21 protein-coding genes are annotated in these 21,078 nt (G+C 69.2%); 4 read left to right on the plus strand and 17 right to left on the minus strand.

The genetic code is table 11. The features are described from left to right. The first annotated feature begins 13 nt into the window (after nucleotides 1–13). Nucleotides 14–1,738 (plus strand): ubiquinone-dependent pyruvate dehydrogenase, encoded by a 1,725-nt coding sequence (gene poxB, locus DEU35_RS04615; RefSeq protein WP_116238718.1) that lies wholly within the window; start codon nucleotides 14–16, stop codon nucleotides 1,736–1,738. Nucleotides 1,739–1,805: 67 nt separating this feature from the next. On the opposite strand, the gene DEU35_RS04620 is transcribed toward poxB, so the two are convergent. Beyond that, a complete protein-coding gene (locus DEU35_RS04620; protein ID WP_116238719.1) occupies nucleotides 1,806–4,331 on the minus strand; it encodes an ATP-dependent Clp protease ATP-binding subunit in 2,526 nt (841 codons plus the stop codon). Nucleotides 4,332–4,521: 190 nt separating this feature from the next. Between DEU35_RS04620 and DEU35_RS04625 the strand changes: the two genes are divergently transcribed. Beyond that, a complete protein-coding gene (locus DEU35_RS04625) occupies nucleotides 4,522–5,148 on the plus strand; it encodes a hypothetical protein (protein ID WP_116238720.1) in 627 nt (208 codons plus the stop codon). After that, on the plus strand, nucleotides 5,145–5,378 hold the full coding sequence (locus DEU35_RS04630) for a helix-turn-helix transcriptional regulator (RefSeq protein WP_116238721.1): 234 nt from the start codon (nucleotides 5,145–5,147) through the stop codon (nucleotides 5,376–5,378). Before DEU35_RS04625 ends, DEU35_RS04630 begins: the two co-directional genes overlap by 4 nt. A gap of 21 nt (nucleotides 5,379–5,399) precedes the next feature. Here DEU35_RS04630 and DEU35_RS04635 read toward each other — a convergent pair whose 3' ends face one another. From DEU35_RS04635 to DEU35_RS04645, 3 genes are all read right to left on the minus strand, one after another. Further along, on the minus strand, nucleotides 5,400–6,122 hold the full coding sequence (locus tag DEU35_RS04635) for a hypothetical protein (protein ID WP_147301825.1): 723 nt from the start codon (nucleotides 6,120–6,122) through the stop codon (nucleotides 5,400–5,402). Nucleotides 6,123–6,196: 74 nt separating this feature from the next. Further along, nucleotides 6,197–7,663: a cardiolipin synthase gene (cls, locus tag DEU35_RS04640; RefSeq protein ID WP_103206863.1), complete on the minus strand. Its 1,467-nt coding sequence runs from the start codon at nucleotides 7,661–7,663 to the stop codon at nucleotides 6,197–6,199. 64 nt (nucleotides 7,664–7,727) lie between these two features. Beyond that, nucleotides 7,728–7,925, minus strand: coding sequence for a hypothetical protein (locus DEU35_RS04645; RefSeq protein ID WP_103206864.1), 198 nt, complete (start codon nucleotides 7,923–7,925; stop codon nucleotides 7,728–7,730). A 134-nt stretch (nucleotides 7,926–8,059) separates the two neighbouring features. On the opposite strand from DEU35_RS04645, the gene DEU35_RS04650 reads away from it, so the two are divergent. Beyond that, the gene (locus DEU35_RS04650) at nucleotides 8,060–9,223 is read left to right on the plus strand and encodes a DUF4192 family protein (protein WP_116238723.1); all 1,164 of its coding nucleotides are present in this window, start codon (nucleotides 8,060–8,062) and stop codon (nucleotides 9,221–9,223) included. On the opposite strand, the gene lysS is transcribed toward DEU35_RS04650, so the two are convergent. From lysS to tilS, 13 genes are all read right to left on the minus strand, one after another. Further along, on the minus strand, nucleotides 9,174–10,694 hold the full coding sequence (lysS, locus tag DEU35_RS04655; RefSeq protein WP_103206866.1) for a lysine--tRNA ligase: 1,521 nt from the start codon (nucleotides 10,692–10,694) through the stop codon (nucleotides 9,174–9,176). The genes DEU35_RS04650 and lysS overlap by 50 nt on opposite strands. Before the next feature lie 78 nt (nucleotides 10,695–10,772). Beyond that, nucleotides 10,773–11,627 carry a pantoate--beta-alanine ligase gene (gene panC / locus DEU35_RS04660; RefSeq protein WP_103206867.1) on the minus strand — a complete coding sequence of 285 codons (855 nt, stop codon included), beginning with the start codon at nucleotides 11,625–11,627 and terminating at the stop codon, nucleotides 10,773–10,775. Further along, nucleotides 11,624–12,346: a DUF2520 domain-containing protein gene (locus DEU35_RS04665; protein WP_103207102.1), complete on the minus strand. Its 723-nt coding sequence runs from the start codon at nucleotides 12,344–12,346 to the stop codon at nucleotides 11,624–11,626. Before DEU35_RS04665 ends, panC begins: the two co-directional genes overlap by 4 nt. Beyond that, nucleotides 12,343–13,866, minus strand: a complete 1,524-nt coding sequence (locus tag DEU35_RS04670) for a PH domain-containing protein (RefSeq protein WP_116238911.1) — start codon at nucleotides 13,864–13,866, stop codon at nucleotides 12,343–12,345. Before DEU35_RS04670 ends, DEU35_RS04665 begins: the two co-directional genes overlap by 4 nt. 56 nt (nucleotides 13,867–13,922) lie before the next feature. Beyond that, complete coding sequence (locus DEU35_RS04675) at nucleotides 13,923–14,423, minus strand: PH domain-containing protein (protein WP_371861603.1); 501 nt, start codon at nucleotides 14,421–14,423, stop codon at nucleotides 13,923–13,925. Between the two features lie 184 nt (nucleotides 14,424–14,607). After that, the gene (locus DEU35_RS04680; RefSeq protein ID WP_103206868.1) at nucleotides 14,608–15,093 is read right to left on the minus strand and encodes a DUF3180 domain-containing protein; all 486 of its coding nucleotides are present in this window, start codon (nucleotides 15,091–15,093) and stop codon (nucleotides 14,608–14,610) included. After that, entirely contained in the window at nucleotides 15,090–15,617 is a 528-nt protein-coding gene (gene folK / locus DEU35_RS17000; RefSeq protein WP_103206869.1) for a 2-amino-4-hydroxy-6-hydroxymethyldihydropteridine diphosphokinase, read from the minus strand. Before folK ends, DEU35_RS04680 begins: the two co-directional genes overlap by 4 nt. Further along, nucleotides 15,614–15,979: a dihydroneopterin aldolase gene (gene folB / locus DEU35_RS17005; RefSeq protein WP_103206870.1), complete on the minus strand. Its 366-nt coding sequence runs from the start codon at nucleotides 15,977–15,979 to the stop codon at nucleotides 15,614–15,616. The genes folK and folB overlap by 4 nt, the downstream gene beginning before the upstream one ends. Beyond that, nucleotides 15,979–16,770, minus strand: a complete 792-nt coding sequence (folP, locus tag DEU35_RS04690) for a dihydropteroate synthase (protein ID WP_116238725.1) — start codon at nucleotides 16,768–16,770, stop codon at nucleotides 15,979–15,981. The genes folB and folP overlap by 1 nt, the downstream gene beginning before the upstream one ends. Beyond that, nucleotides 16,767–17,354: a GTP cyclohydrolase I gene (gene folE / locus DEU35_RS04695; RefSeq protein WP_116238726.1), complete on the minus strand. Its 588-nt coding sequence runs from the start codon at nucleotides 17,352–17,354 to the stop codon at nucleotides 16,767–16,769. The genes folP and folE overlap by 4 nt, the downstream gene beginning before the upstream one ends. 6 nt (nucleotides 17,355–17,360) lie before the next feature. Then, nucleotides 17,361–19,364: an ATP-dependent zinc metalloprotease FtsH gene (gene ftsH, locus DEU35_RS04700; RefSeq protein ID WP_103206873.1), complete on the minus strand. Its 2,004-nt coding sequence runs from the start codon at nucleotides 19,362–19,364 to the stop codon at nucleotides 17,361–17,363. A gap of 139 nt (nucleotides 19,365–19,503) precedes the next feature. Beyond that, nucleotides 19,504–20,055, minus strand: a complete 552-nt coding sequence (hpt, locus tag DEU35_RS04705; protein ID WP_103206874.1) for a hypoxanthine phosphoribosyltransferase — start codon at nucleotides 20,053–20,055, stop codon at nucleotides 19,504–19,506. A 23-nt stretch (nucleotides 20,056–20,078) separates the two neighbouring features. Then, complete coding sequence (gene tilS, locus DEU35_RS04710; protein WP_116238727.1) at nucleotides 20,079–21,077, minus strand: tRNA lysidine(34) synthetase TilS; 999 nt, start codon at nucleotides 21,075–21,077, stop codon at nucleotides 20,079–20,081. Nucleotide 21,078: the final 1 nt, after the last annotated feature.

Below are 21,078 nucleotides of genomic sequence, written 5' to 3' on the forward strand. Positions count from 1 at the left end.
AAAGGACTGCTTCGTGCCTACCGTTGCCGAAAACATCGTCTCCGTCCTCCGCCACCACGGCGTGCAGCGCGTCTACGGCCTTCCCGGCGACTCGCTCAACGGGTTCACCGACGCCATCCGCCGAGACGGCGACATCCGCTGGATGCACGTGCGACACGAGGAGGCCGCGGCCTTCGCCGCCTCGGCCGAGGCGGAGCTGACGGGAGAGCTGACCGTCTGCGCCGGAAGCTGCGGACCCGGCAACCTGCACCTCATCAACGGTCTCTATGACGCGAACCGCTCGAGGGTGCCGGTCCTCGCGATCGCCGCCCACATCCCGACCGCAGAGATCGGGTCGACGTACTTCCAAGAGACGCATCCGCAGGAGCTGTTCCGCGAGTGCTCGGTGTACGTCGAGTACGTCGCCGACCCCGTGCAGATGCCTCGGCTGCTCGAGATCGCGATGCGTGAAGCAATCGAGAAGCGCGGCGTCGCCGTGCTCGTCATCCCGGGCGACGTACTGCTGGCAAAAGCCCGGAACGACCGCGTCGCGACGATCGCGCGCACGACTCCCCGCATCACCCCCTCCGACGACGAGCTGCGGCGCACCGCCGATGTGCTGAACGCGGCCGAGAAGGTGACGATCCTGGCCGGCGCGGGCGTCGCGGACGCGCACGACGAGGTGGTCGAGCTGGCTCGCCGCCTGCAGGCCCCGATCGTGCACGCCCTGCGCGGCAAGGAGCACATCGAGTGGGAGAACCCGTTCGACGTCGGAATGACCGGCCTGCTCGGATTCTCGTCGGGGTACCGGGCGATGGAGGATGCCGATGTCGTCCTCATGCTCGGAACGGACTTCCCGTACCAGCAGTTCTACCCGAGCCGCGCGAAGCACATCCAGGTCGATATCCGGGGCGAGCAGCTCGGACGCCGGCACCCGATCGACATCGGCCTGGTCGGCACCGTGCGCGACACCGCCCGCGCACTCCTTCCGCTGCTGAACGAGGGACGATCGACGCGGCACGCCGACGACGCGCGTTCGCACTACCGGACCACCCGGTCCAAGCTCGACGATCTCGCGGTGCCGAGCGCCGCCGGCAAGCCGCTGCACCCCCAGTTCGTCGCACGGACGCTCGACCGTCTCGCCGACGACGACGCGGTCTTCATCCCGGACGTGGGCTCTCCCGTGGTGTGGGCGTCGCGCTACCTCACCATGACGAGAGAACGCCGGCTCATCGGGTCGTTCGCGCACGGGACCATGGCGAACGCCCTATCGCATGCGATCGGCGCGCAAGCGGCCTTCCCCGACCGGCAGATCGTGGCTCTGGCCGGCGACGGCGGTCTGGCGATGCTGCTCGGCGAATTGATCACGATCGTCCAGAACGACCTCCCCGTGAAGACCGTCGTCTTCGACAACTCCTCGCTCAACTTCGTCGAGCTCGAGATGAAGGCCGCCGGCTTCGTCACCTACGGCACCGATCTGCGAAACCCCGACTTCGCGGCGGTCGCCGAGGCGATCGGCATCCGGTCGTTCCGCGTCGACGAGTCGACTGACCTCGAGACCTCGCTCGCCGCGGCTCTCGCTCACCCCGGTCCGGCCCTCGTGTCGGTGACGACGGCTCGGCAGGAGCTGTCGATGCCCCCGTCCGTGACCCTCGAACAGGCCAAGGGCTTCACCCTCTACGCGATTCGGACGATCCTGTCCGGCCGGGGCGATGAGCTCATCGACCTCGCCGCGACCAACGCGGGCCAGCTGTTCTGACGCCGCTGGACCGAACAGAGAAGGGGCCCGGATGCCATGGCATCCGGGCCCCTCCTTCCTCGCGGTGTCAGCTGCCGGCGAGGGTGTCGGGGGTGGCGGTGATCTCGCCCGCCGTTCCGACGCCGATCGCGACCTTCTCGCCGCGCGGGCTGGTCTCGAACGAGAACTGACCGTTCTCGACGCCGACCTTCACGTGGTCGCCCGACTCGAGTTCGCCGTGCAGGATCTTCTCGCTGAGTCGGTCCTCGACCTCGCGCTGCATGGCGCGACGCAGGGGGCGCGCTCCGAGCGTCGGGTCGAACCCGATCTCGATGAGCTTGTCCTTCGCGTCGTCCGACAGCTCGACGGTCATGTCTCGGTCGAGCAGACGGTCGGCGAGGCGCTTGACGAACAGACCGACGATCTGACGGAGCTCGTCCTTGTTCAGCTGCGGGAACACGATGACGTCGTCGACACGGTTGAGGAACTCGGGCTTGAAGTGGCGCTTGAGCTCCTCGTCGACCTTGCCCTTCATCCGCTCGTACGAGGTCTGCGCGCTGCCCTCGACCTGGAAGCCGACCGGACCACCGGCGATCGCCGACGAGCCGAGGTTCGTCGTCATGATGATCACGGTGTTCTTGAAGTCGATGACACGGCCCTGACCGTCGGTCAGACGACCCTCTTCGAGGATCTGCAACAGCGAGTTGAAGATGTCGGGGTGGGCCTTCTCGATCTCGTCGAAGAGCACGACCGAGAACGGCTTGCGGCGCACCTTCTCGGTGAGCTGGCCGCCCTCTTCGAATCCGACGAACCCGGGAGGGGCACCGAACAGACGCGAGACGGTGTGCTTCTCGCCGAACTCCGACATGTCGAGCGAGATCAGCGCGCCCTCGTCGTCGAAGAGGAACTCGGCGAGCGCCTTGGCGAGCTCGGTCTTTCCGACGCCCGTGGGGCCGGCGAAGATGAACGAGCCCGAGGGACGCTTGGGGTCCTTGAGGCCCGCGCGCTGACGACGGATCGTGCGCGACAGAGCGGCGATCGCCTCTTCCTGTCCGATGACCCGCTGGTGCAGGGCCTTCTCCATGAACATGAGGCGGCTGGACTCTTCTTCGGTGAGCTTGAACACCGGGATGCCGGTCGCCTGGGCGAGCACCTCGGCGATCAGACCCTCGTCGACGACCGCGTGGGAGGCGACGTCACCCGAGCGCCACTGCTTCTCGAGACGCAGACGCTCCGCGAGGAGCGACTTCTCCTCGTCGCGCAGCGCGGCGGCCTTCTCGAAGTCCTGGTCTTCGGAGGCCTGCTCCTTCTGCTCCCGGACCTTGGCGATCTTCTCATCGAACTCGCGCAGCTCCGGCGGGCTCGACAGGATCGACAGACGCAGTCGAGCGCCGGCCTCGTCGATCAGGTCGATGGCCTTGTCGGGGAGGAACCGGTCGCTGATGTAGCGATCGGCCAGGTTCGCCGCGGCGACGATCGCGCCGTCGGTGATCTGCACCTTGTGGTGCGCCTCGTAGCGGTCGCGCAGCCCCTTCAGGATGTTGATCGCGTGGGGAAGGCTCGGCTCGGCCACCTGGATCGGCTGGAAGCGGCGCTCGAGAGCGGCGTCCTTCTCGAAGTGCTTGCGGTACTCGTCGAGCGTGGTGGCACCGATGGTCTGGAGCTCACCGCGCGCGAGGAGCGGCTTGAGGATGGATGCCGCGTCGATCGCGCCCTCTGCGGCGCCCGCGCCCACGAGGGTGTGGATCTCGTCGATGAAGACGATGATGTCGCCGCGCGTGCGGATCTCTTTGGTGACCTTCTTGAGGCGCTCCTCGAAGTCACCGCGGTAGCGGGAACCGGCGATGAGCGAGCCGAGATCGAGCGAGTAGACCTGCTTGTCCTTCAGGGTCTCGGGCACATCGCCCTTGACGATGGCCTGCGCGAGACCCTCGACGACGGCGGTCTTGCCGACGCCGGGCTCGCCGATGAGGACCGGGTTGTTCTTCGAACGGCGCGACAGGATCTGCATCACGCGCTCGATCTCCTTCTCGCGCCCGATGACAGGGTCGAGCTTGTTGTCGCGCGCGGCCTGCGTGAGGTTGCGTCCGAACTGGTCGAGAACGGCCGACCCGCCCTGGGCCGCGCCCTGGGTCTGCTCGCCGGCACCCGAGGCGACGCCCGCGGGCTCCTTGCCCTGGTAGCCCGAGAGCAACTGAATGACCTGCTGGCGCACCTTGTTCAGGTCGGCACCGAGCTTGACGAGGACCTGGGCGGCGACACCCTCGCCCTCACGGATGAGACCGAGCAGGATGTGCTCGGTTCCGATGTAGTTGTGTCCGAGCTGCAGCGCTTCGCGCAACGACAGCTCGAGGACCTTCTTCGCACGCGGCGTGAACGGAATGTGGCCGGTCGGCTGCTGCTGCCCCTGGCCGATGATGTCCTGCACCTGCTCGCGGACGGCATCGAGCGAGATGCCCAGCGACTCGAGCGCCTTGGCAGCCACGCCCTCACCCTCGTGGATGAGGCCCAGAAGGATGTGCTCCGTGCCGATGTAGTTGTGGTTCAGCATCTTCGCCTCTTCTTGGGCGAGCACCACCACACGACGAGCACGATCGGTGAATCTTTCGAACATCCTCAGTCCCTCCAAAAATGGGCTGACAGGCACGCCTCCGCGCGCCGTACATCGAGAGTAACCAGCGGCCGGATGCCAGAGCCCCGTGTTCGCCGTGGGCATACCGCCACATCGCTCGCTCTTGCGGGACCCATCGATCATCGTTATGTTATCGACAACCGATAATAACGATCATCGATAAGGAGCGATCATGGCTTCCCCCCGCCCCACGTCCCGGGTCCTGTCCCGCGGCGATACCGCCGGCTTCGTCCTGTTCCTGATCGGCGGCGTCGCGATCGCCGTGGCGGCCGTCGTGCAGGCGATCACCGACATCGCTCGGGTTCTCCCGAATCGCGACATCACGCTCCTCGCCCCCTTCGCCGCGACCGATGCGCAGGCGCCGCTCGGCCCCGGCGGCTCGGCGGTGACGGTCCAGCTCGATTCCGCCTCGGTGACCGTCGCGTCTCTCCAGCCCGCCTCGCTCGCGGCGCTCGTCATCAGCCACGCGGTGTTCGCAGCGGCCATGGTGACGGTGGTGACGCTGCTGCTCGTCCTGTGCTTCGGCATCTTGCGGGGGCGCATCTTCTCCCGGGCGCACACGGCGCTCGTGACCGCAGCCGGCCTCGTCGCCATCGCGGGGATGTACTTCGTGCCCTTCTTCCACAACATGGCCGTCAACGGCGCACTCGCCCTGGTGTCCGCAGGGACCTACGACCGAGCGGTCGTCGGCACGGTCGACGTCTTCGCCATCTTCGCCGTCGCGTTCGTCGTCGCCCTCGCCGGCACCGTGTTCGCGGTCGGCGACCGTCTCCAGCGCGACACCGAGGGCCTCGTATGACCCCGGCCGCCACGGATGACGAGCCCACCGGCATCCACTGTCGCCTCGACGAGCTTCTCGAGGCGCGGGGCATGACGCTGACGCGCCTCAGCGAACTCGTCGGGGTCTCGGTGGTGAACCTGTCGGTGCTGAAGAACGACCGCGCCCGAGCGATCCGCTATTCGACGTTGTCCGCCATCTGCCGCGTGCTGGAGTGCGAGGTGGGCGACCTGCTCGTCAGAGATCGCTGACGCCGGGTCCGGCCGTCGAGGTCATCGCGCGCCGAGCACGGGGATGGGCGCGCCCGCGTCGACACCACCGCCGGAGAGCACGAGCGACACCGCGCCCGACCCGGCCTCGCGGCCGATGTCGGCGAGGGTCACCCGCGGCGCGATGTCCATCGTGCAGATCTGATCGGCCGGCGGTGTCGCGAACTGGACGGCGACATCGGAGCCCGCGGTGGTGACCGCCTCGACAGAGGGGACGCACGTGGAGCTGCCGTAGGTGACGATGGCGACGAGGGAGTCGTTCACCCAGCCTGCGGACGGGGAGAATTCACCCGTGGCGGCAGGCGCTGGCGCGAGCCCCGCGAGCCTGGCCTCCCCCTGCGCGACGCCCGTCACGGTGACGGCGAGATCCTGACCCGGGTCGACACCCGCGGGCAGAGCGACCAACGTGGCCCGCGGCGCCATGTCGCGGGTGCACTCCTGCTGCGCAGACGGGGAGAGCTCCACCGCGAGGGTGGTGCCGGCGAGGTTCGGCTGGCCGGTCACGACCGGCGGGCACGAGGAACTCCCGTTCGTGACCACCGCGATCGAGCGGCCACCGTCGACCCACGCGGCCCCGACCTCGGCGGAGGGCGTCGAGGCGGTGGCATCCGGGCTCGAACCCGGCATCAGGGGCGCAGACGGGCCGGTGGCGCATCCGGCGAGAGCGCCGGCGGTGACGAGAGCGGCGCCGATCATTCCGAGCAGGGCCAAACGGTGTTGCGACATCAGAACCTCCGGGGGCGAGTTCTGCCCCATGATGTCGGAGAATCCTGGGTACCGGCGGCGAATGCCGCGGCGCGTCACTGGAGCGCGGAGGTGAGGCGGGCCAGGTTGTCGAGGATCGTCGAGCGCAGCGGTTGACGGCGCCACTCCTCGATCGTCAGCTGTCGACTCAGGGTGCGATACGCGCCCTCGATAGCGCGCATGTCGCGGACGAATTCCTCGCCGCGAACGAGGAGCGACACCTCGAGGTTCAGACCGAACGACCGCATGTCCATGTTGCTCGAGCCGATCACGGCGACCTCGTCGTCGATCGTGACGCTCTTGCTGTGAAGGATGTAGGGCTTGCGGTACATCCAGATCGTGACGCCGGCATGCAGCAGGGCCTCGTAGTAGCTGCGTTGCGCGTGGTACACCATCGCCTGGTCACCCTCTTCGGAGACGAAGAGCTCGACGTGCACGCCGCGCTGGCAGGCGGTCGTGATCGCGAGCAGCAAGGCCTCGTCGGGAACGAAGTAGGGGCTGACGATGATGATGCGCTCCTTGGCCGCGAAGAGCAGGCCGAGGAACAGCTTCAGGTTGTTCTGAAAATCGAACCCGGGCCCCGAGGGCACGACCTGGCAGTCGAGATCGCCCGGGCCGGAGGTGACGCTGAACAGGTCGATCTCGTCGCGGAGGGTCTCGTCGGTCTCGCTGTACCAGTCGGAGAGGAAGACCGCATTGATGCTCGCGACGACGGGTCCTTCGACGCGCACCATCAAGTCGACCCAGTGCAGACCGCGTCGGATGTTCTTGCGCAGGTTGTACGACGAGTCGGTGACGTTCTGCGATCCCATGTAGGCGACGTCACCGTCGATCACGAGGAGCTTGCGGTGATTGCGGAGGTCGGGACGCTGGTAGCGACCGCGCAGCGGCTGCACGGGCAGCATCAGGTGCCAGTGGGCTCCCATCGCGTCGAGGCGACGAAGCGTCTGCTTGTAGAACGGCTTGCCACGGTTCGCCCAGTGATCGAGCAGCACGCGCACCACGACGCCGCGCTCCGCGGCTTCTTCGAGGGCACGGAAGAAGTTGTCGGTCGAGGCGTCGGTCTGCAGGATGTAGAACTCGACGTGGACGTAGCGCTGAGCCTGCCGGATGGCCTCGGCCATGGCATCCAGGCTCTGCTGATAATCGGCGATCAGGGTGGCGGCGTTGTCTCCGGCGATCGGCATGGCACCCAGGTTGCGGTTGAGCTGGACGAGCGCACGGAACCACTGAGGGGCGTTGGGGCGGAGGGTGCCGAACTCGAGCGAGGCGCTCGTGTCGTGGATGTACTCGTTGATCGCGGTCTGCTTGCGACGGCGCTTGCGCGGCAGCCGGGGGTTGCCGATCAGCAGGAAGAGGAAGACGCCGACGAACGGGATGAAGTAGATCGCGAGCAACCACGCCATCGCCGCGGTCGGCCGCCGGTTGCGCGGCACGATGATGATCGCGGCGATGCGCACCACCAGGTCGACGACGAAGAGCGTGATGACGAGCCAGCTCGCGTCGAACGTGGCGTTGAGCACGGGTCCTCCTGGACGGGTTGTGGACCCAGCGTAGCGACGGCCTCCGACAGAGACCGAAGGGGTGTCAGGCCGCGGGGCCCTCGCCCGTGCGCGCGACCGGGGGAAGACCGCGCTTGGCGCGCTCCTCCGCTTCGATGCGGGCGTAGGCCTTGCGCTCGGTGCGATCCATCCGGATGACGTTGCGGAGGATGAAGAAGAAGACCACTGACACCACGAGGGTCGGCAGAATCGCCCACAACATCGCGGTCCAGGTCTCGTCCATGATGTCGAGGATACCCGCGCTGACGGAGCGCGCGGTCTGAGGAGGTTCCTCCCCAGGTGACGGATGCCAGGATTCCTCCACGATCGAGCTATCGAGCCCCGCGGGAGGACGGTCCTGTTCGACACCCTCGACCCATGGCACCCACCGTCGTCTCCGTCACCTCGTCCGCATCGTTCCTCGCCCTCGTCCCGCGCCTGCTCGAATGCACCCCGAGCCGGAGTCTCGTGCTCGTGCCCTTCACCGAGTCCCGCTCACTCGGCGCGATGCGCGTCGATCTGCCCCCCGCCGGAGCGTCTGCCTCGGTCGAGAGCATCGCGTCCACGATCATCGGTATGGCCTGCAAAGTCGCGCGAACGGATGCCGTGGCTCTCGTCGTCTATACCGACGACGACGTCGCGGGCCCGGCAGCCCTGCCGCACCGGGCGCTCGTCGACGCCGCCATCGCCCGGGCGGACATCTGCGGGCTCCGCGTGGTCGACGCCCTCGTCGTCGGCCCGGACGGGTGGGACAGCTACCTGTCCCCCTCGTCGTCGACACCGCATCCGCTCTCCGAGGTCACCGCGCCGCCGCAGGGCGAGCCCGGGTCCGGTCTCGTCGCCGATCAGTTCACCGCGGCCGAACTGCCGCGGATCGATTCCGCTCTCTCGCGAGGCGTGCTCGCCGCGCTCCGCAGAATCGAGCGCGTGCTCGACGGCGCGCACGATCGTCGCGCGCTCCCCCGGCGCGAACGTGCCGCCGCAGTCGATCCGGCCGCCGCAGCGGTGGCGGATCCGCCCGTCCTGCTCGAAGACGCGCTGGCGTCCGCGCCGGCTCAGTTGGACGCCGCGCAACTCGCCGCCGTCGCCTTCTGCCTCGACCGCCCCTCGCTGCGCGACGTGGCTCTCATGCAGTGGGCGGCCGACCTCGCCACCGGCGACGCCACTCTTCACGCCCAGACCGCGTATCGCCGCGGGACGCCGTTCCCCGAGGATCTCGCGCGGCCGATGTGGGGAGAAGGGGCTCGCCCCGACCCCGACCGTCTTCGCCGCGCGCTCGAACTCTGCCGGTTCGTGGCCGCGGCCCTCCCCCGTGAGCGTCGCCCCGGTGCGCTGTCGGCGTGCGCCTGGCTCGCCTGGGCGACGGGACGCTCCTCCCACGCCGCCGTCTACGCCGAGACGGCCCTCGAGATCGACGCGGACCACGGCCTCAGCGCCATCGTCCTCGACATCATCGACGCCGGGCGTCTACCGGAGTGGGTGTTCGAGCGTCCTACTTCACCAGCGGGAACAGGATCGTCTCCCGAATACCCAGGCCGGTGATCGCCATGAGCAGACGGTCGATGCCCATACCCATACCGCCCGTGGGGGGCATACCGTGCTCGAGGGCGCGGAGGAACTCCTCGTCGATCGGCATGGCTTCGACGTCGCCCCGAGCGGCGAGCTTGGCCTGCTCGGTGAAGCGGTGACGCTGGATCACGGGGTCGACGAGCTCGGAGTAGCCGGTCGCGAGCTCGAAGCCGCGCACGTAGAGGTCCCACTTCTCGACGACGCCCGCGATCGAGCGGTGTTCGCGGACCAGGGGGCTGGTATCGACGGGGAAGTCCATGACGAAGGTCGGGCGCGTCAGACCGCCCTTGACGAAGTGCTCCCACAGCTCTTCGACCCACTTGCCATGGGTGTCCTGGGGCGGGGCGTCGACGCCGGCCTCGTCGCCGAGGGCTCGCAGCTCGTCCAGCGCAGTCTCGGGGGTGATGTGACGACCGGACGCGGCGGACAGCGAGTCGTACATCGAGATGCGGTCCCACTCGCCGCCCAGGTCGTACTCGGTGCCGTCAGCCCACGTGACCGTGGTCGAACCGGCCACGGCGACGGCGGCGTCCTGGATCAGGGTCTGGGTCAGATCGGCGATGCCGTTGTAATCGGTGTAGGCCTGGTACGCCTCGAGCATCGCGAACTCGGGGCTGTGCGTCGTATCGGCACCCTCGTTGCGAAAGTTGCGGTTGATCTCGTAGACCCGGTCGATACCGCCCACCACGGCGCGCTTGAGGTAGAGCTCGGGCGCGATGCGCAGGAACAGCTCGGTGTCGAAGGCGTTCGAGTGCGTCGTGAAGGGACGCGCGCTCGCACCGCCGTGCTGCACCTGCAGCATCGGGGTCTCGACCTCGACGAAACCGCGCTTGGTGAAGGTGCGGCGCAGGCTCGCATTCACCGTGGCGCGGGCCAGGACGGTCTCGCGAGCGCGGTCGCGCACGATCAGGTCGAGGAAGCGGCTGCGGACGCGGCTCTCCTCGCTGAGCTCCGTGTGGAGGTTCGGCAGGGGCAGCACGGCCTTGGCCGCGATCGTCCACTCGGAGACCATGATCGACAGCTCGCCGCGGCGGCTCGAGATGACCTCGCCCGAGACGAAGACGTGGTCTCCGAGGTCGACGAGCTCCTTCCATGCCTGCAGCGACTCCTCGCCCACGCTCGCGAGCGAGACCATGGCCTGGATGCGGCTGCCGTCGCCCGACTGCAGGGACGCGAAGCAGAGCTTGCCGGTGTTGCGGCTGAACACCACGCGACCGGCGACCCCGGCCGTCTCACCGGTCTCGGCGCCTGCTTCGAGCTCTCCGAAGCGCGCGCGCAGCTCGGGGATCGTCGTCGTGACGGGGACCGCGACCGGGTACGGACCGCCCGCGGAGTCGGAACGTTCCGCGAGCAGGCGCTCGCGCTTGGCCAGGCGCACCGCCTTCTGCTCGAAGACTTCGTCTTCGGTCGGTTCGGCGGCGTCGTTCGCGGGCGCGTCGGTCATCAGGAAGGCTCCTCGGGGTCTCCCCCAGTGTATTCGTCGTCCTCGACCGCCCCGGAGCCGCCACCCGAGCGGCGGTCGTCAGCGCAGCGAGATCTCGGCGTTGTCGATGAAGCGGTGGCCGCCCACGGTGGCGGCGATGAGCGCGAACGCGCGACCGCGGTGCCCGTCGTCCACCGGCAGGAAGGTCTCCGGATCGACCACGCTCAGGTATTCCAGCGTGATCCGCGGCTCCCCCATGAGCGCCGACTGGGCCGCCGCGATGCACGAGTCGACGCCGAGGTCGGAGTTGGATGCCGCCGCCTCCAGCGCGCGCGGAAGGGCCGCGGCCGCGCGACGATCGACGGCATCGAGCAGGGCCACGCGGCTCGACACGGGCAGACCGTCGTCGGTACGCACGGTCGGCACCGTCGCGATCTCGATCGGGAAATCGAGATCGCGCACCATCCGGCGCACGAGGAAAATGCGCTGGAGGTCGCGCTCCCCGTAGATCGCGACGTCGGGGCGCACGAGATGGTAGAGCTTCGCCTCGACGGTGAGGACCCCGTCGAAGTAGAACGGACGAACACGACCCTCGTAGCGCAGGCCGATATCGCCCGCCGAGACACGCGTCGTGGCCGTACCCGCCGGCAAGAACTCCTCGACCGTGGGGGCGAAGACGGCGTCCACGCCGAGGTCCGCGAGCACCCGCGCATCGGATTCCGGCGAGCGAGGGTAGGCCGCCGTGTCGTCGGCCGTGCGGAAGCGCAGCGGATTGACGAAGGTCGACACCACGACCACGTCGGCGAGGTCGCGGGCTTCGCGAATGAGATCGACGTGGCCGTCGTGCAGCGCGCCGAGGGTGGATACCAGGGCGACGCGCGGGCCGGCGTCCGATCGATCTGCGCCTCGGATCTCGCCGAGTCGGGTGCGCAGATCCTCGAGGGTGCGGATCATCCGTCGATCGTAGCGGTGCCGCCGAGGTCGTCGCGGCGCCCGCCCTCGATGAGAGCCTGGTCGACGCTCGACCGGACGAGCGCCGACAGGTACGCGCCGGGATTCTCGATCCCGATGCGATCCAGCAGAGCGGACGACTGGCGCACGATCGAACGCGAGAACTCCGTCGCCGTCGCGATGGCCTCCGCATACGTCGCCCGATCGTCCTCGGCGACCACGATCGGTTCGCACCCGAGTTCGACGGCGAGCGCCTGCGCGATCGGCAGCACCGGGGCGGGGGCTGTGACGGCGGCATACGACTGCGCCAGTTGGCGCAGATCGATCGACGACACTCCTGTGAAGGCCATGGCGGGATGGATGGCCAGCGGAATGGCACCGCTCCGGGCGGCGGGATCCAGCACCCGCGCCCCGTACGCGGCGTCGGTGTGCAGCACCAGCTGGCCCGGCTGCCACGCGCCGACCTCGGCGAGACCCGAGACCAGACCCGGCAGCTGGTCGTGCGGCACGGCCACGACCACCAGCTCGCTGCGTCGGACGACTTCGTCGGAGGTCAGCACCGGGAGGCCCGGCAGGATCGCCTCGACGCGATCGTCGTCGGAACCCGACGTGATCCCCGTCAGGGCGTGCCCTGCTCCCGCCAAGGCCGCCGCGATGACCGGCCCGACGCGGCCGGCCCCGATCACCCCGACGCCGAGGCGTCCGTCACGTCCGGCGCTCATCCGGCCCACCGGTGGGTGCGGTCGACGGCCGCCGCATCGATTCCAGCTCGAGCCGTGCGCTCGAACAACCCCAGCGCGTCGTCACGGTCGAGGACACCGACAGATGTCTGCACGGTGCCCGCGATCACGTGGGCGATGAGGGTGGCGGTCCCCGTCGCGCGGGCGAGGGGTCCCTGGTGCAGGCCGATCGACTGCAGCCGCGCGAGGGGAATCAGGCTCAGCGAACGCCAGACCCACCCGCGGCGCAGGAGCAGCGCATCGGCCGTCAACAGCGCTCCGTTGCGGCGCCACGACAGCGGTCGCAGCCATCGAGCGCGTTTCGGGGTCGTCACGTAGGAATCGTCGTCCATCGGACCCAGGATGCCGTCGCGGAACACGAGAGTCCATTCGTCGGCCGACAGGCCGGGGGCGAGGATCCGCAGAACGCGTTCGACGTCGGCGCGCGTGCCGATCGGCAGCACCGCCGCCAGCTGATCGTTGCTCGTGTCGGTCGAGGACCGCCCCGAGAGGCGGTTGACCGAGATCGTCCACCATCCGAAGGGACGCCACATCAGGGGCTGCCGCACCTCGATCGCGTGCACGCGACCGGGCGGCACGACCTCCGACACGGTCGTGAACAGGCCGAAGGTCACACGCACGCCGTCGACGGTCGGAGCGATGGAGTACCGCAGGCCACGGGCGATCGACCGCACGTAGTACGCCCCGAACGCGAGGAACATCGGAACGACCGTGAACAGCAGCCACAGGGTCGACACCGACGCCGCGACGACGATTCCCACGACGAGGGCGATGAGGATGAGGCTCGATCCACTCAGGACACGGGATGCCACGAGCCGGCCGAACGGAATGCGGACGATGCTCTCCGGCTCGGCGTCGGAGAGGTCCTCCCCGTCCACGATTCCCTGCAAGCCCGAGCCCACGGCCGCCGCCGCCTGTCGAGCGAAGGAAGCGCGGCCACCGGGTTCCGCTCGACCTTCGGCGAGACGCCGGCCCGACGCGAGACGGAGGATATCGCCGCGGATGGCCTCGGCATCCTTGCCAGAGAGGTACTCCAGCTTGACGTTGGCATCGAGTCCCGCGCCGACCACCTCCAGCTTCGCGAGCCCGAGGAGGCGGGCGACCATCGGACGTGTCAGGTTGACCCCCTGCACGCGATCGAGCGGCGCGCGGCGGTGCGTGCGGAACAGCACGCCCGAGCGCACCTCGACGTCGTCCTCGCTGACGCGCAGGGTGTGGAACCGCCACGACAGCCGGAACAGCACCAGCAGCACGATGAGCACGACGAGAGCCGCAGCCGCCGCGATGAGGATCAGGTTGTTCGCGAGGAGGAAATCGACCGGGTCGGGGGGAAGCTCCCCCGGGGGCAGATCGGTGAACACCGGGAAGACCCATTCGACGAGACGCTCGCGCAGGTTCGCCACGATGACGCCGACGATCACGACGAGCGTCAGTCCACCCCGCAGCAACGGCGTCAACGGATGGAGCCGATGCCATTCCCCGTCGCTGTAGGGCGAACGCACGACCGTCCGCTGCCGAGGCTGCGATCCGAGAGGCGAGCCCGCCGTGTCCGGATCGGTCACAGTCCGGTCCGGCGGGTCTCGGCGACGGCCACGAGAGTGTCGCGCAGCCGTTCGGCCGCCTCCTGGGTGAGACCGGGGATGGTCACACCCGTCGACGCCGCAGCGGTCACGAGCTTGAGCTGGGCGATGCCGAAGCCCCGGTCGAGAGGGCCGTGGGTGATGTCGACGAGCTGCATGCGGCCGTACGGGACCGCGACCACCCGCTGCCAGAGGATTCCTCGACGGAACACGAGGTCGTCGCGGCGCAGCTGGTAGCCGAAGGAGCGCGCCTGGCGCGGGGTGATGACGAGCCCGATCGCGGTGACCAGCAGGATGACCCCCGCGGGGATCCACAGCCACGAGAATCCCGTGAGCGCCTGCACGACGACGGCGGCCGCCAGCACCAGGACGAACACGGCCCCCTGCGAGATCAGCTGCACCCGCACGTATGCACGGGCCAGCTGATGCCACGTGCCCTCTCCGAGGGGCAGGCGGCGCTCCGAGCGCGGTTCGAGGATGCGATCGTACGTGCCCACGCCGAGGACGGCCTCGTCGGCCGCTGGATCGCCCTCGGCGGGTCGTCGGGCGTCGGCGGAGCGAGCGTCGGCCGGGCGGGCGTCGGAGGGGTCCGTATCCGCACGAGGAGCACGAGATCGCTCGGCCTCGATCCCCTCCGAGACCCCCGCCTGCGTCTGCGGAACGTCAGATCCCCACGGGTCCTGCGGGGGTGTTCCCTGGGGCGTCGTCATCGTCGTCCTTCCGGATGGTGCAGAGCTGCTCGGCCACGAGTCCCGCGACGACGAGGATGACGGCGCAAACGAGTGTCGCGATGATCGATCCCATCGAGCCTATCGAGGGCACCACGGGGCGGGTCACCAGGAACGCGATCAACCCGGCCGCGAATCCGGCCGCGGCCGCGCCGAGAAGGGACGACGCTTTCGCCAGCATCGCGACGCGCACCGCCCGGAACGGATCGATCGGCCGGGTGTTCCGGCCCCGCGTCGCCCGGAACACCGGGATGGCGAGCACGACGATCACCGCGGCGAGCAGCGCGAGGATCGTGGGCAGACTCGCCGCGGGGACGAATGTCGACCGCCCCATCGCCGTGAGCGACGTGTCGAGCAGGAACCCGACGACGAGGCCGACGACGACGGCGATCGTGAGGATGCCGGCTCCTGTGCGCTTCATCGGACGCCTCCGCGCAGCTTCTCGAGCAGGTCGGCGACGCGTCCGCGGCCGGGGATCTCGGCATCCGGGTCCACGTCGAGCCACGGCGCGAGCACGAACTCCCGCTCGTGTGCGCGGGGGTGCGGAACGACGAGATCGTCGCGGTCGATGCGTTCGTCGCCGTAGGTGATCAGATCGAGATCGAGGGTGCGGTCGCCCCAGCGCTCGCGGCGCACTCGACCGTGCCGCGCCTCGATCCGGTGGAGCGACGCGAGCAGCTCCCCCGGCGACAGACGCGTCTCGAGGACCGCCACCGCGTTCAGGTACCGCGGGGCGTCGGCGTCTTCGCCCTGCAGCGTCACGGCCACCGTCTCGATCGAGGCGGACACGCGGACATCGGTGGTGAGAGTTAACCGCCGCAGTTCGTCGACCGCGGCGGCAAGGGTCTCGTGCCGCGACCCGAGGTTGGCCCCCAGCGCGACGACGGCGTGCACGGGCGCGGGCCGCGGAGCCGCGTCGATGCCGTGCGCCAACCGCACGCTCACGACCGCGACCTCGAGATGGTCACGGCCACGTCGCCGAAGGGCACCGTGATGGGCGCCTGCGGCTTGTGCACGGTGATCGTGACGGCATCCACCCGCTCGTCGGCGAGGACCGCGTCGGCCAACCGCTGGGCCAGCGTCTCGAGCAGGTCGACCGGGTCGCCCTCGACGATCTCGACGAGGCGCTCGGCGAGTTCGCCGTAGTGCACCGTGTCGACGACATCGTCGGTCTCCGCCGCCCGTCGCAGCGACAGGAAGAGAGTCGCGTCGACCACGAACTCCTGCCCGTCGCGCTTCTCGTCGGGGTAGACACCGTGGTGCCCCACGGCGCGCACCCCCGTCAGCGTGATCCGATCGGCATCCATCAGGCCTCCCAAGCGCGGGCGACGGCGAGCGCGTCGCGGGTGGTCGGTACATCGTGCACGCGCACGGCCCACGCGCCCGCACGAGCGCACAGAGCGCTCGTGACGGCGGTCGCGAGATCGCGGCGGGCGAGGTCGGCGTCCTCGCCGAGCGCCTCCGCGAGGAACCTCTTCCGGCTCGTACCCACGAGCACACGGAGCCCGAGCCCCGCGATCTCGGGCAGCGCGCGCAGCGTCTGCCAGTTCTGCGCCCCGCGCTTACTGAAGCCGATACCGGGGTCGACGACCAATCGCGATCGGTCGATCCCCGCCGACAGAGCCGCCTCGACCCGCTCGGCGAGTTCGGAGGTGACTTCTCGCGCGACGTCCGCATAGTCGGCGCGCGCGTACATCTCGGTCGACGGCCCGCGCCAGTGACCCAGGGCGAAATCCGCCTCGGTCTCAGCGACGGCGGCGAGCATGTCGGGGTCGGCGAGCCCACCCGAAACGTCGTTCACGAGGCGCGCCCCGGCCCGCACCGCGGTGACCGCCGTGGCGGCGTTCATCGTGTCGATGCTCACGAACGAGCCTTCGGATGCCAGGGCCTCGACCACCGGCAGCACGCGCTGCTGCTCCACGCGCGGCGCGACCCGCTCGGCACCCGGCCGAGTCGATTCCCCGCCGACGTCGAGGATCTCGGCGCCCTGCTCGCGGAGGAGCCGGGCATGGGCGAGGGCGACGTCGGGATCGAGGTAGCGTCCGCCGTCGCTGAAGGAGTCGGGGGTGACGTTGACGATCCCCATGACGAGGGTCACGCGCGCGCCCCGATCAGCGCCACGAGCTCGGCCCGGGCGGCGGGGTCGCCGTACGCCCCGCGAGCGGCGATCGTCACGGTCGAGGCGTCGAGTTGTCGACCCCCGCGCATCGTGACGCACTCGTGCACGGCATCCAGGACGACGAGCACGCCGCGCGCATCGAGCGCCGAGGCGATCGCGTCGGCGACCTGTTCTCCCAGACGCTCCTGCACCTGCGGGCGGGCGGCGAGGATGTCGATGACGCGCGGCAGCGCCCCGAGCCCGACCACTTCCTCACCCGGGAGGTAGGCGACGTGGGCGCGGCCGCGGAACGGCAGCAGGTGGTGCTCGCACATCGACCGGAAGGCGATGTCACGCAGCATCACGGCTCCCGAGGGGAGGGTGTCGGGCGCCGGCCCGCGCGACACCGAGATGGTGTGCTGCAGCGGGGCGCGGGCATCCTGATTCACTCCACCGAAGAATTCGGCCCAGGAGTCGGCGACGCGCGTCGGAGTCTGGCGGAGCCCGGGGCGATCGGGGTCCTCCCCGATCGCCTCCAGGAGCTCTCGCACCAGGACGGCGACGCGTTCACGATCGACGGCCACGGATCCTCAGGCGGTAGCCGGGCGCGTCTGTCCGCTCGGACGGGGCTGCGCCTTCGTCGCGGCCTGCGATTCCGCCTCGGTGGATGCCGCGATGCCGGCGGGCTGCTGACGACGGGGCACCTCGATGGGCGGCTGGTTCGACACCGGCCGGTCCCCCGACGACAACCACTGCGGCCGCGGCGTCAGGCGCTTGACGTCGGTGAAGATCTCGGCCAGCTCGTTGTGGTCGAGGGTCTCCTTCTCGAGCAGCGCCAGCGCCAGTCGATCGAGCACTTCGCGGTTGTCGTTGATGACCTGGTAGGCCTCGTTGTGCGCCTGCTCGATGAGCGCGCGCACCTGGGCGTCGACGCGCTCCGCGATGCGCTCCGAGAAGTCTCGGCCGTGACCCATGTCGCGGCCCATGAAGACCTCTCCCGACGAGCCGCCGAGCTTGACCGGGCCCACCTCGTTGGTCATGCCGTACTCGGTGACCATCTTGCGGGCGATGCTCGTGGCCTTCTCGATGTCGTTCGACGCGCCCGTGGTGGGGTCGTGGAAGACGATCTCCTCGGCCACACGGCCGCCCATCGCGTACGTGAGCTGGTCCTGCAGCTCGTTGCGGGTGACCGAGTACTTGTCGTCGAGGGGAAGCACCATCGTGTAGCCGAGGGCTTTGCCGCGGGGAAGGATCGTGACCTTGGTCACGGGGTCGGTGTGGTTCATCGCGGCGGCGGCCAGGGCGTGACCGCCCTCGTGGTACGCGGTGATGAGCTTCTCTTTGTCCTTCATCACGCGGGTACGGCGCTGGGGACCTGCGATCACGCGGTCGATGGCCTCGTCGAGGGCGCGATTGTCGATGAGCTGCGCGTTCGAGCGGGCGGTCAGCAGGGCGGCCTCGTTCAGCACGTTGGCGAGGTCGGCGCCGGTGAAGCCGGGCGTCTTCCGGGCCACGACCTCGAGGTCGACCGAATCGGAGAGGGGCTTGCCGCGACCGTGCACCTCGAGGATGCGCTGGCGGCCCTTCAGGTCGGGAGCGTCGACGCCGATCTGGCGGTCGAAGCGGCCCGGACGCAGCAGGGCGGGGTCGAGGATGTCGGGGCGGTTCGTCGCCGCGATGACGATGACGTTGACCTTGGGGTCGAAGCCGTCCATCTCGACGAGCATCTGGTTCAGCGTCTGCTCGCGCTCGTCGTGACCGCCGCCCATACCGGCACCACGGTGACGACCGACGGCGTCGATCTCGTCGATGAAGATGATGGCCGGAGAACTCTCCTTGGCCTGGTTGAAGAGGTCGCGGACGCGGCTCGCGCCGACACCGACGAACATCTCGACGAAGTCCGAGCCCGAGATCGAGTAGAACGGCACTCCGGCCTCGCCGGCGACGGCGCGGGCGAGAAGGGTCTTACCGGTTCCGGGAGGGCCGTACAGCAGCACACCCTTCGGAATGCGGGCGCCGACCTCCTCGAACTTCTTCGGATCCTTGAGGAACTCTTTGATCTCATCGAGCTCTTCGATCGCCTCGTCCGAACCCGCGACGTCCTGGAACGTGACGGTGGGAGTCTCTTTGGTCACGAGCTTGGCCCGCGACTTGCCGAACTGCATGACCTTGCTGCCACCGCCCTGGGCGCTGGAGAGCAGCCACCAGAACAGCAGACCGAGGAGCACGAGGGGCAGCATCAGCCCGAGGATGCTGTCGAACCAACCGGGCTTGGGCACCACGTCGTTGAAGCCGTCGGAGGGGTTCGCCGCATCGATCGCGCTGGCGACCTCGTTCGCGCGCGCCTGGCTGAAGTAGAACTGCACGTCGTTGGCGCCCTCGAAGGGCTGCGACAGCTTCAGGTCGACGCGCTGGTCGGGATCGTTCGTCACGACCTGGCTCACGGTGCCGCCCTTGAGCAGGTCCAGCCCCTCCTTGGTGGAGACCTGGCGGGCACCGCTCAAGTTGGAGATGAGGGAGAAACCGATGACGAGGAGCAGACCGACCAGCAGAACGTAGATGATCGGATTTCGCGTGATCTTCTTGAAATTCATGGTGGGCGAGCCCAGCCCTTTCGTGGTCCTCCGCAGAAACGCGGTCGCAACAGGCTAACGCCCACGGACTATGCCGGGCCTGTGCGTTCGTCATGGGCGTACAAGGCTCGGGACGCGGCCTCCCGGCGCCGTGGGAACGTCAGGAGTAGACGTGGGGCGCGAGCACGGCGACGTCGCGAAGATTGCGGTAGCGCTCGGCGTAGTCGAGTCCGTAGCCGATGACGAAGTCGTTGGGGATGTCGAAACCGACGTACCGGCAATCGACCTCGACCTTCATGGCTTCGGGTTTGCGCAGCAGTGCCAGCACCTCGACGGATTCGGCGCCGCGCGAGGCGAAGTTCTCGAGCAACCAGCTGAGGGTGAGGCCGGAGTCGATGATGTCCTCGACGATCAGCACGTGCTTGCCCGTGATGTCGGTGTCGAGGTCTTTGCGGATCTGCACCACACCGCTCGAGCGGGTGCTCGCGCCGTACGACGACACGGCCATCCAGTCCATCGACACGTGGATGGGGAGGTGGCGCGCGAAGTCGGCCATGACCATGACCGCGCCCTTCAACACGCCCACGAGGACGACCTCGCGGCCCTCGTAGTCGGCAGCCACCTGTGTCGCGAGTTCCGCGAGCTTCTCGTGGATCTGCTCCTCGGTGAGGAGGACTTCGCTGATGTCGTCGGAGATGTCGGCCGCGCGCATTGGGAAAGTCTACGTCGGCGGAATCAGGATGCCGTGCGCGCGACGACCTCGATACGCGCCCCGACGCGACGGGCGAGGCATCCGGGCAGGTCGATGGGCCCCTGCCCCTTCCAATCGGTCGCCAGCCGGGCGATCTCGAGGGTCTGCGCGCGGGACAGGGAGACGCCGAACTCACTGTCGACGACGTAACGGACGATCCGGTTGCGCACGGCCGCCGGGTTCGCCGCGAGCGCGGCGACCGAGATCGAGATCCCCGCCTCGGCGTGCTCGACGATGTCCTCGATGGTCTCGTCGATCATGTCCTGGAACGCTTCGGCGTCTTCCCGCAGCTGTTCTGCGGTGCGGGCGAGGGCCTCTGCCACCCCCGGTCCGAGCTCGGTCTCGAGCACCGGCATCACCCTGTTGCGCACGCGCACGCGCGAGTACGCGGGGTCGGCATTGTGCGGGTCGTTCCACGGGTCAAGACCCTGCGCGGCGCAGGCCGCGACGGTGGTGTGCCGGCGCACGGCGAGCAGGGGGCGCACCCAGATCGGGCCCGTGGCATCCCGTCTCTCAGCGGGCATGCCCGCGAGGCTGAGCCCTCCGGAACCACGCGCGAGACCGAGCAGGACGGTCTCGGCCTGGTCGTCGAGCGTATGTCCGAGCAGGACGACGTCGGCCCCGATCTCGACGGCCGCCGCCGCGAGACCCGCATACCGTGCCGCTCGAGCCGCCGCCTCGGGGCCGTCGGTCGAACCGACCTCGACGCGGACGACGCGGGCGCCGAGACCGAGAGCACGCGCCTTCTCGGCGGCGGCCGCCGCCACGGCATCCGATCCCTCCTGCAGACCGTGATCGATCACGACGGCCTCGGCCCGGATGCCGGCACGCGCGGCTTCGAAGGCGGTCGCCGCCGCGAGGGCCAGGGAGTCCGGACCACCGGAGAGCGCCACCGCGACGGGGCCGTCGGCACGCTCCAAGGCGGAACGCACCGCCCTGCGCACCTCGGCGACGGACGGGTCAAGTCCCGGGCGGTGATCCATG

Source organism: Microbacterium sp. AG157 (assembly GCF_003385695.1).
Taxonomy (GTDB): domain Bacteria; phylum Actinomycetota; class Actinomycetes; order Actinomycetales; family Microbacteriaceae; genus Microbacterium; species Microbacterium testaceum.